At 44.0% G+C, this 13,832-nt stretch carries 10 protein-coding genes; 3 read left to right on the top strand and 7 right to left on the bottom strand.

Annotated elements, in window-relative coordinates; translation table 11 throughout:
- Positions 1-2: 2 nt before the first annotated feature.
- Together uraH and uraD are read right to left on the bottom strand one after the other, a co-directional pair.
- Complete coding sequence (gene uraH, locus I3249_RS09425; RefSeq protein ID WP_057759601.1) at positions 3-371, bottom strand: hydroxyisourate hydrolase; 369 nt, start codon at positions 369-371, stop codon at positions 3-5.
- Positions 372-448: 77 nt separating this feature from the next.
- Entirely contained in the window at positions 449-970 is a 522-nt protein-coding gene (gene uraD / locus I3249_RS09420) for a 2-oxo-4-hydroxy-4-carboxy-5-ureidoimidazoline decarboxylase (protein WP_101204800.1), read from the bottom strand.
- A gap of 523 nt (positions 971-1,493) precedes the next feature.
- On the opposite strand from uraD, the gene I3249_RS09415 reads away from it, so the two are divergent.
- A complete protein-coding gene (locus I3249_RS09415) occupies positions 1,494-2,159 on the top strand; it encodes a TetR family transcriptional regulator C-terminal domain-containing protein (protein WP_057759606.1) in 666 nt (221 codons plus the stop codon).
- Between the two features lie 142 nt (positions 2,160-2,301).
- Here I3249_RS09415 and I3249_RS09410 read toward each other — a convergent pair whose 3' ends face one another.
- From I3249_RS09410 to tolQ, 5 genes are all read right to left on the bottom strand, one after another.
- Positions 2,302-3,708 (bottom strand): nucleobase:cation symporter-2 family protein, encoded by a 1,407-nt coding sequence (locus tag I3249_RS09410; RefSeq protein ID WP_238069727.1) that lies wholly within the window; start codon positions 3,706-3,708, stop codon positions 2,302-2,304.
- A gap of 488 nt (positions 3,709-4,196) precedes the next feature.
- Entirely contained in the window at positions 4,197-5,489 is a 1,293-nt protein-coding gene (locus I3249_RS09405; RefSeq protein WP_238069725.1) for a translocation protein TolB, read from the bottom strand.
- Positions 5,490-5,625: 136 nt separating this feature from the next.
- The gene (locus I3249_RS09400) at positions 5,626-6,633 is read right to left on the bottom strand and encodes a cell envelope integrity protein TolA (protein ID WP_238069722.1); all 1,008 of its coding nucleotides are present in this window, start codon (positions 6,631-6,633) and stop codon (positions 5,626-5,628) included.
- Positions 6,634-6,721: 88 nt separating this feature from the next.
- Positions 6,722-7,180 carry a protein TolR gene (gene tolR / locus I3249_RS09395; protein ID WP_238069720.1) on the bottom strand — a complete coding sequence of 153 codons (459 nt, stop codon included), beginning with the start codon at positions 7,178-7,180 and terminating at the stop codon, positions 6,722-6,724.
- The gene (gene tolQ, locus I3249_RS09390) at positions 7,177-7,899 is read right to left on the bottom strand and encodes a protein TolQ (protein WP_102092824.1); all 723 of its coding nucleotides are present in this window, start codon (positions 7,897-7,899) and stop codon (positions 7,177-7,179) included. Before tolQ ends, tolR begins: the two co-directional genes overlap by 4 nt.
- A 628-nt stretch (positions 7,900-8,527) precedes the next feature.
- On the opposite strand from tolQ, the gene I3249_RS09385 reads away from it, so the two are divergent.
- Positions 8,528-9,823: an NCS2 family permease gene (locus tag I3249_RS09385; protein ID WP_101204806.1), complete on the top strand. Its 1,296-nt coding sequence runs from the start codon at positions 8,528-8,530 to the stop codon at positions 9,821-9,823.
- Between the two features lie 740 nt (positions 9,824-10,563).
- Positions 10,564-13,827 (top strand): bifunctional proline dehydrogenase/L-glutamate gamma-semialdehyde dehydrogenase PutA, encoded by a 3,264-nt coding sequence (putA, locus tag I3249_RS09380; protein ID WP_238069718.1) that lies wholly within the window; start codon positions 10,564-10,566, stop codon positions 13,825-13,827.
- Positions 13,828-13,832 lie beyond the last annotated feature (5 nt).

Raw genomic sequence — 13,832 nt, 5'->3', positions numbered from 1 at the left:
AGCTACGATCCGCGATAAGTGCTATAACCGTGAGCACTAAGCAGGAGCGGTACGTGATAATGACTGGCATCGTTTACTACAAAGTCGATAACCACTTGCGGATAAAATGCTGTCAGCTGCTGAGCATCAAAATAAGACTGAGTATCGAACGTTACGGTATAGCGGCCAATATTTAGCTGACGCTCTGTGCTATCGATAGCTGTATCAAACTGCCAAGCGTCTGGTGTGACACGGCCATCACTATTGGTTGTACCATGCGCTAGTAATGTGGCGACACCATTGTCTTGTACGCGGTGTAAGGTAACGGCGACATCAGCGGCAGGTTTGCCAAGATGAGTGTCTAAGATATGTGATGATAGGGTGGCAGACATAATGCTTCCTTTAAATTTGTGAGAAATATAAATCGGGTTAAAATACTAGCCTAACTCTGCGACTACTATTTGCCTGTCTAAGCATTGTCTAGTAGTTTGTTTAAACGTAGACGCGTAATTTTATTTTGCTCAGCGGCTGCATTGGCAAGCTCTGTGGCACGATCATTAGGCAAGCGCGCTAATAGTAGATCCAGCATTTGCTGCGCGCTTTTACCCGTCGCAAAGACAATAAAAATAAAACCAAATTTATCAAGATAGTCGCGATTTCCTTTGGCAAGTGCTTCGAGGACTTCGTCTGCTGCATCGTTAGCGCCTGATTGTTCGTGTGCGGCGCTACTTTGTGTGTTGCGGTATTTCTCTTTTAGAGATGCTACGTTGCCGATTTGTGGATGCCCATCAAACGCTTCTAATAAGTTAGCCTCATCATTTTGTACTTTGTTCCAGATAGCGTCGCTACTTGTTAGCAGTGCATCAACGTCTACAAAAGGGCGGGCGTCTGCAAGTTTATAAGCCCAGCTTTTACTGGTGCAGCAAGTCAATAGCTGAGCGATGGCGACTTCTTGTGATAAATCGTTGAATTGCGCTAAGGTTAAGCTCACGATGACATCCTTTTCTAATAGGGTAGCCCGTTATCTGTGTCGGGCGATAAATGTTTGATAGAGGTTTATACCTTATGATTATTTGCATAAACTTATAGGTACAAGCAGTAATTTTGATAAGTAGCGGTTGCTTCAGCTTTATGGCTGATTTGATTAAGCTAGTCGCTACTAATTTGCTTAACATCAAAAGCTGATAGTCTATGTGTTCGTAGTCAGAGCTTTGGCGCTTATATACGCTTTGCATAATTTCAAGTTATAGTGAACTGACAATATGAAACAGATTTGCTAAGGAAACACTGATATTTTAGCCGTCCAAAACGTATGGCAAGAAGTGATTAATGACGGCGTAATTGATTTACAGTTCCCATTTTGCTAAAACCTGACTAATTGGTCAACTGTTTTATGCGAAATATTTTTATTTAACAGGTTATGCTGATCAAATCTATGTATTTATACAAGAATACACAGCAAAATATAGCGACTATTTTGTCGAACCTGTCTCTTAAAGTGAGATACCACTGCTATGACTCAAAATAATCAAAAGGAAGAAACCTCAGTGACTGATACGCCCTCGCACCGTAGCCAACAAGCCATTCGCGCACAGAACCAAGCGCTTATCTTAGCGGCAGCTGAAGAAGAGTTTGTGCTCCAAAGCTATCGCGGCGCTACGATGCAGGGTATTGCCGATAGAGCAGGCTTGCCTAAAGCTAATGTTCACTACTACTTTAAAAACAAAAAGAATCTCTACATGGCAGTGCTGCGTTCGATCATTCAAGAATGGAACGAAGGTTTGGTAACCATGACAGTAGATAGCGACCCAAAAACAGTCATCGAAAAATTCGTCCGTACCAAGCTACATCAAGCCTTTGTCAATCCAAGTCGTCATAAACTATTTGCGATTGAAGTCATCGGCGGTGCACCGCATTTGCATGAATTTATGTCCACCACGATGAAGGAGTGGGTACACGATAAAGCACAGGTAATGAAAGAGTGGCACAAGCAAGGCAAAATTGGAATTACTGACCCTCTACAACTACTGATTTTGATTTGGGCGACTACCCAACGTTATGCTGAATTCGAGATTGAAATCGTTGGATTGATGGATAAGACGGCGTATGACGCAGCAGATGAAGCACGTGCGGCAGACTTTCTGGTGCCTTTTATTTTAAAAGGCTGTGGCCTTGAATAATGACAAGGTACCTATTTGACAGGGTGCCTATTTAATAAGTCAGGTGCTTAATCAGCGAAGTGCACAGATTATTTCTATTTTTCTGTGCACCTCGTTTACGGCGAAACACTTCGATATGTTCAGCCCTAGCTTGTGTTTAGCATTAAGCGACTTCTTGCGTTGGTTCTAATTTGTCTTTTGCATGCTGTGCTTTGGTATCAAACTCGATGCCATAGTTTTGAGGTAAAATCATATCAAGGGTGATGGCCACAATCCCTGCCATCGTTACCGCTGAGCCAAAGATATTCTGAAAGAACTGGGGCGTTTGTGACAGTACATCAGGGACAAAGGCGATACCCGTTGCCAGACCCAGTGAGGTGGCAATGATTAAGACATTACGATGCGTGAATTGCACGGTAGATAAGATACGAATACCAGCAGTCGCTACCGTCGCAAACATCAGTAGCGTGACGCCGCCAACAACAGGCTTCGGTAATTGGGTAAAAATAGCACCAAGGACGGGGAATAGCCCCATCAGGCATAGAATGCCGCCCACATAGAAACCCACATAGCGACTGGCAATACCCGTCATCTGGATTACACCGTTGTTTTGGCTAAAGGTTGTCACAGGGAAGGTATTGAATATCGCCGCAATCAGAGAGTTAACACCATCTCCTAGTACACCGCCTTTGATGCGTTTCTCATAGAGAGGGCCTTTGATCGGTTCACCTGATATCATTGAGGTAGCGGTCAAATCACCCGAGGTCTCAATACTGGTAATGATGTACATAAAGGCAATGGGAATAAATGCCTGCCAATCAAAACCAAAACCATATTTGAAGGGAATGGGAACGGTGAAAAAATCCGCTTCAGACACCAATGAAAAATCAATGCGCCCCATAAATACGGCAGCGAGCAAGCCTAACATCAGACCGATAAAGATAGCACTTGAGCGAATAACCTTATTGTTAATAATGCTAATGAGCACCACACTGACGAGTACGCCACCACCTAAGAGTAGGTTTGGAATACTACCGAAATCCTCAGCACCAAACCCACCTGCCAAATCAGTGAGACCTACCTTTGTTAGGGACAAACCAATCGTGACAATCACACAGCCAGTAACAATAGGGCTCATAAATGATTTGAGTTTGGTGATAAATTGACTCAAAAATATCTCAACAAATGCACCGAGAAATGAAACACCAAAAATAACGGATAAAATCTCTTCTGGACCACCGCCGCGGTTTTTTACCACAAAACCTGCTGTCAGTACCGCTGCCAAAAATCCAAAGCTAGTGCCTTGTAATGCCATGAGGCCAGAGCCAACAGGACCTACTTTACGGGTCTGAATAAAGGTTGCAACGCCAGATACTATCAATGACATACTGAGAAGGTAGGGTATATGCTCTCCTAAACCTAATGTGCCACCTATGATAAGAGAGGGTGTGATGATACCTACAAACGCTGCAAGTACGTGCTGTATAGCACCTAAAAATGCTTTAATGGGGGTAGGACGGTCATGCAGTCTGTACAGTAAATCGGTATTCGCTGGAACGTTTTCACTCATGGTGGTTTCCTCCTAAAATAACTGCTTAGCACCCGCTTAACTATAGATATCAGACAATGTGGTAGATCACGAGGTCAAAGTCTTAACCCAATCCTTGACTTGTTTTTTATCGATGTAAACAATAGGGGTACGCATCCGTCTGTAAGATAAATAATAAAAATGGCTAATATATGTTGGCTAATATTTAAACAACCTGACCAATTAGTCAGGTCTATTTAGGGTATAGGTAAAATACAAGTCATTGCAATGTTTTTTTTGGTACTACCAGGTTTACGGGTTTGTTACTAATAAAAAATAAAAATGAGTTCGAATGAAGGGTGCCTAAGAAGAGTGCATAAGACGGCGGGCAGGTTTTACTAACAGTAGGCTTTATCACTTTTCTTCTAGCAGCTTATGACACAAAAAAGCCTTAATCATAATGAATATGATTGAGGCTTTTTGTATGAGTAAATTCTAACGTTGTGTTTCAGTTGCCTAAGCTGCCTAAATTACTTTGGACTTGATGACCATACGGGTGAGCGGATGATGCCTTGTCCTGATTTACCGAACGCTTCGCCACCATTCAATGATTTAATCGTTAGTACACCTTTGCCGCCTTGGGTTGACGCATAGACCACGCGCTTGCCATTGGGTGAGAAGCTTGGGGCTTCATCGATACCCGTATTACCAAGGTTGGTCGTCACCGCACCATTGCTATTCATAATCGCGGCTGAGCGTCCACTCAAAAAGGCAATTTGTGTTCCGTCGCTGCTAAACTGCGGGCTGGTTGCATAACCACCGTTTGACACTTTAGTTGTTTGTCCTGTGGCAAACTCGTAGCGATATACTTGCGGCTTGTTAAAGCCAGTCTTATCACTGACAAAAACGAAAGATTTGCCGTCTGGTGCATAGCTTGGTTGTACTTCACTGCTTGGTAAATTGGTAAGCCTTCTAGGTGTACCGCCGCTGGCACTCATCTCATAGATATCAGCGCTACCTTCAAAACTACTAGAGAATAATATCTTGCTACCATCAGGAGAGAACGAGGGGCTTAGGTTACTACCTGAAAAAGGCGTCAGAGCAGTTGCACCGCCGCCACTGACGTTTTGCACGTAGATAACAGGATATGATTTCTCACGTTGTACCGAGTAGGCGATACGGTTGCCATCAGGTGACCATGCTGGTGAGAAGATAGAGCCTGCCACTTCAGTAATGGTTCTAGCGTTTTCGCCATCAGCATCCATTACTTTGAGACGAGAGATCTTTTGTTTGCCAGTTCCTGTTTCTTCAATATAAGCAATGCGTCCTGAGAAATCCCCTGGAATACCAGTAATCAGCTCGTACACTTTGTCTGCGATGACATGACCGGCATAACGCATACTTTCCCTATTATTGTCGGCGGTTAGGCTTTGCTTGCCTTCTATCACACGACCAGATTTGACATCGATGACTTCATAATCGGTGATTATTTTGCCACGATTGGTACGCGTACTGCCGACAACCAGATACGGTATGCCCATGCTTTGCCAAACGGGTAATGTACCTGTCAGCTCTTTACTGCTGTGCGGCTGCTGTGGTAGATCTTGATGGGCTACTTTTAGCTCGGTTTTACTCAAGTCATTTAATATAATCGGTGATAAGACAGAGTCACCCGCAAACGATACAAACGCAACTTGGTTTTGCTGAACCGGAATCTCATAGTCCAATTCTAGTACAACAGGTGCAGCGAGCACGCTTTGCGATATCAGCAATGCTGAAGTGCTGGCGAGTAATGAGACTAGTAGTTTTTTGTGGGTGCGCATGAGTAAATGGAGCTCCTAAAATTAGTATGACATTCATTTTTTATTTAATGAGACAAGCATCTAGATGAGGCAGCAACCTGTGCGATACAAGCCGCTTAACGTCACGTTACCAATATTATAAGGACCTAGCAACTGATTAATTGCTGCCTTTAAACTGTATGGTGAAAGTCGGGTATTTAGGGTCATCAGCATCAATTGGGAGACTGCCAGTATTGAGTACCGCTTGTCTTGCCGCTTCGTTGACCGTGCTATCAGGTCCAGAGGCGGTCACATTGATCACATCGCCATTTGCATTGACAGTGATGGTCAGGGTGGCGCGTTGAGTAGAACCTCGCGCGGCGGTAGGCGGCGTATAGTTGCGCTTGATTAAATTGATGATTTCGCTGTTGCTAGCACCGCGACTGCCACTGGATGCAGAACGACTACTACCCTTGGACGTACTAGAGGTTGACGTATCACCAGATATAGTAGATTGCCCATCTGACAGGCTAAAAGTTTTCCCTGCATTGCCAGAGCCGGCAGTATCAATCTCAATATTGCGATCGCTAGCAGTGGGACGTTTTATCTTTGGTGGATTGTTCTGCTTTTGACGAAACTCTCCGAGTCTTTTTTGTTCTTCTATGAGCTGGTCGCGTTTGCTTTGATCGACTTGGTCAAGCTCTTCCATAGCGGATTCGTCTAGTTGTGCTGCCCACTCAGCCATTTTGCGCTCATACTCTTGATTTTGCTCAAGCAGACGTTGTTGATGGTCTTCGCTCATCAGTATGGGTTGATCAGCTGGCTCCTCAGATCGTGTAAATACAGGGACACGTTGAGAGCTTGACTGACTTAGATTTTGTGCACTGACGCTACTACCAGATATTTCTGGCTGGGCACTACTGGACGAGTCGCTAGTGCTGCTATCCATCTGCATTGCGCTGGCTGCTGCACGGTTGGCCAGTATTTGTCCTTGCATTTCAGCAAGTTGCTCAGGAGATACCATGACCGTCTCGATACTACCAGCAGTCTCAACCTCAGTAGTTTGATAGTTATAAACCAGTATGCCAATGACAAGGACATGCGCCAGTAAGCTTAGCAACGTCGGCAGTGTTAGGCCGTTGCTTTCTGGTTCGGTAGGTACATAGACGGCAGGAGCATTATGCATGGTAAGGATACTCATGAACGTGATTTATCAGATGGATTACTAGGATTGGCTATTGTGATATAAGATATTTACTAAAGGACGCTTATCACTATAAAGAAGGCGTGGGTAGTGGTGCGCCGGTCAGTAACCCAACTTTTTCGATACCTGCTTGTTGCAAGGTTGCCATGAGTGTCATGATGGCACCATATTGATTGTTTTGATCAGCATTGATCATTACCTGTACTGGCTCAGCGTTACTATTATCGCTCTGAGACTGTAGATTAGATAATGTATTAATCAGCTCAGGCTCACTTACAGGCACGTCAACATTGCTTCCATAACTGATAAAAATATCACCCTTGTCAGTCAACGAGACAATCACAGGTAATTGGCTTTGACTCATGGTATTGGTTTGTTCTTTTGGCAAATCAACATCGACGCCTGTAATCAGCATCGGCGCTGTCACCATAAAGATCACCAGTAGCACCAGCATGACGTCAATGTAAGGTACGACGTTCATTTCTGCATTAAGAGCTTTTTTTTCACGGCCGTAGGGGTTTGGTTTCATAGCCCTGTCACCTGACCTGCATTAACTTGGGTTTCTTTGCTAATAGGTGCTTGTACGCTGGTCTCACGCTGCAGCATGCCCGTCATCTCATCACAAAATAGGGCACGCGAGTCATATAGTTGGCTCGATTTTGCTGTGAAGTGGTTGTATGCCAATACCGCAGGGATAGCGGCAAACAAACCCATGGCTGTGGCAATCAGTGCTTCGGCGATACCGGGAGCGACAGAGGCGAGGGTAGCTTGCTCAGTTTGAGACAGTCCCAAAAAGGCATTCATAATGCCCCACACTGTACCGAACAATCCGATGTACGGAGCAACGGAGCCAATGCTGGCTAGCGTCGTCAGTCCCGACTCTAGCAATTGCTGCTGGCGACCTAGGCCGACGCGTAGCTTGCGTTCAACACCATCGATAATGTCGTCTTTAGGTTGACGCTTTTTATGCATTCTTAGATATTCTGAAAAGCCCACATAAAAAATTTGCTCAAGTCCTTGACGGTCAGGAGAACCCTGAATGCCTTGGTATAGCTTGGCTAAGTCTTCGCCTGACCAAAACCAAGTCTCAAATTGTTGATCAAAGTTTTTGGCTGTACCAAGTCGCGCACTCATGCGAAAGATAATAACCCAGCTGAGCAAAGAAGCTAATAACAGTAGTGCCATCACAATCTGCACCAATAGACTGGCTTGGGTAATAAGATCGACAATATTTAATGATTCAGGCATGTAATGGACTCACGAATAATTGATAACAGCTGGCTGGAATAGTGATATCCGAACCAGACAACCCATAAACAAACATTATTTACTTTTTAGTATTTAATACGCAGCACGTTTCTTCACTAAAAATTTGTAACTGTGCTTAGAAAAATGCTGCAACGGTAAGTATCGCGATTTAGGTATCGGTATAATAACCCCCTAGTTTACTTCTAAATGAGAGAAAGGTCATTATTAATGTGTTAAACGACTATTTGGTTGGGCTGCTATTGATTCATTCAATAGTTAGTTGGATAACATGAATAATGACCGAGCAAATACTTATTACCTAAAACTAATGACTCAAACCGAATATTACCTTAATGACGAATAGAAAGTAGTTTTTCGAATAGCGTAGGGCAACATGACTATATATAACTTTTCATGTGGCTTTTTTGGCCAATAGTCTTGAAGTCTCTCAAAATCCTATTTTGTACGAGATAGATATTATCAACGATTGAGTTTGTAAGATAACTGGTCTAATATGTTACGCTTTGTTACTACATTATTCTTATTGTGGCATCGTTATTTTTTCGCTGAGGTCATGTTTAATTTTAGGTAATGATGACTTTTTATTATCCAGTCGGGGGCGACACTTATGAATGCAATTGAACGCTATTTTGGGATTAATGGTGAAAATACCACGATCAAAACAGAAATCATCGCTGGTATAACCACGTTCTTGACGATGGCTTATATTATCTTTGTCAACCCTAACGTCTTAGCCGATGCGGGTATGGATAAAGGGGCCGTATTTGTAGCGACCTGTATAGCAGCAGCAGTAGGTTGTTTCATCATGGGTATCTACGCCCGACTACCAGTTGCGCTTGCACCAGGTATGGGTCTTAATGCCTTCTTTACCTATGGTGTGGTGCTTGGTATGGGCTACGCATGGCAGACAGCGCTAGGTGCGGTGTTCTTGTCTGGTTGTATCTTTGTACTATTGAGTCTATTTAAGATTCGTGAAGCAATTATTAATGCTATTCCAACATCCCTCAAGAACGGCGTAGTTGCTGGTATTGGTGCGTTCTTGGCGTTTATTGCATTGCAAAGCGCAGGCATCATCGTCAATCATGATGCAACTTTAGTTGGTCTTGGTGACATGACATCATTCGGTCCTGTCATGGCTTCATTAGGTTTTGTTGTTATCATTGGTCTGTCTTACAAGAGAGTCCCAGGTGCGGTAACCATTGGTATTTTATTGGTTGCGTTGATTAGCTTATTAATGGGCTATACACAGTTCACAGGTATCATCTCTTCACCGCCTTCTATTGCACCGACGCTGATGCAGTTAGACATTGCTGGTGCATTTGATGTGGGCATGATCAGTGTTATCTTTGCTTTCTTATTTGTCGATTTGTTTGATACTGCTGGTACTTTGATTGCTACCACTAGCCAAGCAAAATTAACGGACAAAGATGGCAATATCCCGAACATGGGCAAAGCACTACTTGCTGATTCAACAGCGACAGTAGCGGGTTCTCTATTGGGTACTTCATCGACGACCAGCTATATTGAGAGTATCTCTGGTATCGCCTCAGGTGGCCGTACAGGCTTGATGGCTGTTACGGTAGGTGTGTTATTCCTGTTCAGTATCTTCTTCTCGCCATTAGCAGGTATGATTCCAGCTTATGCAACGGCTGGCGCTATCTTTTATGTAGCCGTACTCATGATGGGTACTCTAAAGGACATTAACTGGAGCGACTTAACAGAAGCAGCACCAGTGGTCGTGGTATTGCTATTCACACCGCTTACATACTCTATCGCTGACGGTATCGCACTTGGTTTTATTACCTTTACGGCTGTAAAAGCAATTGCAGGAAAGTTTGCAGATATCAGTATCGCGGTCTGGATTTTGACTGCTATATTGTTGTTCAAAATTATCTTCTTATAATGCAACGCATTGTGAGACATTAGATAGCGTCTCAAACAAGAAACTCTCCTTATCAGCTGATGATAAGGAGGGTTTTTTTTGTCATCATTATAAGACTATCGTCTTAATTTAAGCTCGGTATTCTTGGGGTTAAATGTTTAGTATTTCTGATACCAGTATTAAGTAGGGTGATGCCAAACTATGAGCAATAGTAAACAAAAAAACGTAACCAAAGCGTCATGGCCAATAAAGTGCTTGTAAGTTATTGTTATTTAGATATATATTAATTTATGAAAATAATAAATTTCGTTAGTTTGAAAAAAACTTTCGTGATATTATAGCCGAGTTAAGCGCATCACCTCAATCAACGCCGTAGAGGTTTTTCTTACAGTGAATTAGCATCACCAAAGATGACAGATTTGTGATTATTAGAGCGATTTTTCGGTTCAATAAGGCGATATTTGGTCATCACACTCCTTTCACTACTAACAAGAAGAAGGCACTAATGCCGCTTAGCTTTTCGTTGTTGCCTTTGTATTGTTAACGTAGCCCGTTTAACAGTCGAACGACCTACTTAACCGTCTCCAGCCTATGCTGGATTTTTAGTTTTGTGATGGCGCCGTTTGGTCTTTTGATTATTGCTGTGAATCTCCGTCAATAACCACTATTTTTTGATAGCGGTTATGAGCAGTTATACAGGACGATCAGACTTCCTAAAGCACCATTTATTATGGTTTTTAAACGATAGTTATGGAGTTATTATGAACCCAGTAGACCAGTTTACCCCGCAAGAGCCGATCTTGTTTAATCCTGTTGATATGCTGTCGCCTGAGTATCTCGCCCAGTCAGCAGAAGAGCTAAATAAGCGTATCTCACCGCTATATAGCGCCGATGAAGAACGTTGGTTGTCTGAGTTATTGCCACTTGCCAAACCCAGTATAGAAGAACGCGATGCTGCTGCTGAGCAAACGCGCAAACTGGTCGAGCACGTACGTAATGATGGTAAAGCCGTCAAGATGGTTGACTCATTATTGCTTGAGTATAGCCTTGATACCCAAGAAGGTATCTTGCTAATGAGCTTGGCAGAAGCCTTGATTCGTGTGCCAGACAACTATACGGCTGATGCGTTGATTCATGACAAAATGAGTGTGGCTGACTGGAAAAAGCACATCAAAAATGACAATGGCTTTATGGTCAATGCCTCTACTTGGGGCATGATGATGACTGGTCGCGTTGTCAGTATTGATAGCAGCACCACTGCATCAGGTTTCTTGGATCGCATGACCAAGAAGATGGGCGAGCCTGTCATTCGTAGTGCGATGCAAAAAGCCATGCGTATCATGGGCCATCAGTTTGTATTGGGCGAGACCATCGAAGACGCCAATAAAAACAGCCAGCCATATCGTAATAGAGGCTATACCTATTCATTTGATATGTTAGGTGAAGCGGCCATCACGCATAAAGATGCGGAAAAATACTTCAATGACTATCTACATGCGATCAGAGCTACGGCGAACGTAAAAGTCAAAGAAGGCATGCCAAAGCCGTCAGTGTCTATCAAATTATCAGCACTGCATCCTCGCTATGAAGCCACGCAAGAAGCGCAAGTAATGGGCTTATTGCGTCAGCGCTGCCTGCTATTGATTGAAGCGGCACGTGAAGTCAATGTCGATATCAGTATTGATGCTGAAGAAGCAGATCGCCTTGAGATTTCTCTCAAACTGTTTGAGTCTTTGTACCGTGATAATTTAACGGCGGACTGGGATGGTTTAGGTATCGTTGTACAAGGGTACTCTAAACGTGCTATCGCTGTATTAGCATGGCTTGCTCGTTTGTCTACTGAAGTCGGTGATCGTATACCAGTACGTCTAGTAAAAGGCGCTTACTGGGATACTGAGATCAAACTTGCTCAGCAAAAAGGCCTATCAGGCTATCCAGTTTGGACACGTAAAGAAGGTACGGATACTGCATACCTTGCTTGTGCGCGCTTCTTATTGTCAGACCATCTGCGCGGGCTAATCTGGCCACAGTTTGCAACGCATAATGCGCATACACTGTCTTCAATCATGACCATGAGTGCACATAGAGATTTTGAATTCCAACGTCTGCACGGCATGGGTGATGCGCTTTATGATCATATTTTGCAAGCTTATGAGATTCCTGTACGTATCTATGCGCCAGTAGGTGCACATAAGGACTTGCTACCGTACTTGGTACGCCGCTTGCTTGAGAACGGTGCCAACAGCTCGTTTGTTCATCAGTTGCTAGATAAGTCTTATCCAATCGAAAAGCTAACAGTGCATCCATACGACAAGCTGCTTGGTAATGCAACATTGCACAATCCAGACATCCCGTTACCGTTAGAGATTTACGGTGAACGTCGTGCAAGTTTCGGCCCTAATATCTTTGTAGAGTCACAATGGCTGCCGTTCAAATCAGCTATTGATAGCCATCTGCATAAGACATGGTCAGCAACCTCTATCATTAATGGCAAGGCTATTGATACCTATGAAGTAGATGGTCAAACGAATCAACTTGATACGCAGACTGTACTTGCGCCTTGGAACCATGAAGTTAGTGCTGGTAAAGTAACTTATGCTAACGCTGAAGTGGCTCGCCAAGCGATTGACGTTGCTGTTGCTGGTCAAGATGTATGGAAAAATGTACCAGCTGCTAAGCGTGCTGAGATATTACGTAAGATTGCTGAGCTATACGAAGAAAACTACGCTGAACTAATGGCCCTATGCCAAGTTGAAGCGGGTAAAACCATGCAAGACGGTATTGATGAAATCAAAGAAGCCGTTGATTTCTGTCGTTTCTATGCTGACGAAGCAGAGCGTCTAGATGACGTCGTACATGAGTTCACAGACTTGGCTGGCAAGCAGTCTCGTCAAGTGTATAAAGCACGCGGTACTTTCGTTTGTATTAGTCCATGGAACTTCCCATTGGCTATCTATACGGGACAGATTGTAGCTGCACTTGCTGCAGGTAATACGGTAGTAGCGAAACCTGCTGAACAAACCAGTTTGGTAGCTCACTTTGGTGCACAGTTGATGTATCAAGCGGGTATACCAGCAGAAGCATTGCAATTGGTCATTGGTGCAGGCGACGTAGGTGGCGCTTTGACGGCGGCTGACAATATCGCAGGGGTGATATTTACAGGCTCTACTCAAACAGCCCAACGTATCAACCAAAGCCTAAACGACCATGCACAAGCTAGCGGTGAGTTGCCTGTCTTTATCGCTGAGACTGGCGGTCAAAATGCGATGATCGTTGACTCAACGGCACTGCCAGAGCAAGTCGTTAGAGATGCGGTACTATCAGCATTTGGTTCAGCAGGTCAGCGTTGTTCAGCTTGTCGCATATTGTGTGTACAAGAAGAGATGGCCGATGATTTAATTGAGCTATTGCAAGGTAATATGGCTGAGCTGTCTGTAGGTAATCCTCTATATGCTGCGACAGATGTAGGTCCAGTAATTGATGCGGATGCTAAGCATGGTTTAGAGGCGCACATCGAACGTATGAGTGCTGAGCCGACTGCTACTATTTTGGCACAGACGCCCATGAGCTCAAGCTCAGTCGTCAGTCAAGAGAAGTCTACCTTTGTATTGCCGACCGCAATTGAAGTGAAGAGCATCGATGTGATCGGTGGTGAACACTTTGGCCCAATTCTACACGTACTGCGTTATCAAGCGCGTGATTTGAATAAGCTGATTGATGCTATCAACAACACAGGCTTCGGTTTGACGTTAGGTATCCATAGCCGTATTGAAAATACTGTTGAGCACATTGAGCGCCGTGCATTTGTCGGTAACACTTACATCAACCGTAACCAAATCGGCGCGGTCGTAAACGTACAGCCATTCGGTGGTTGTGGTCTATCAGGTACTGGCCCTAAAGCTGGTGGCCCGCACTATGTCGCGCGTCTCATGCAACTTAGCTCAGAAACAGTCAACGCTGAACAGTCAGCTGCTCATATGACAGCGACCGAAACCCAAACTACCACTCAAACAGAACTCGCATAAGGAGT

Source organism: Psychrobacter sp. Ps1 (genome assembly GCF_022129425.1).
Taxonomy (GTDB): Bacteria; Pseudomonadota; Gammaproteobacteria; order Pseudomonadales; family Moraxellaceae; genus Psychrobacter.
Note: the sequence above shows the minus strand (reverse complement) of the source record. Positions and strands in the feature narration are given on the sequence as shown.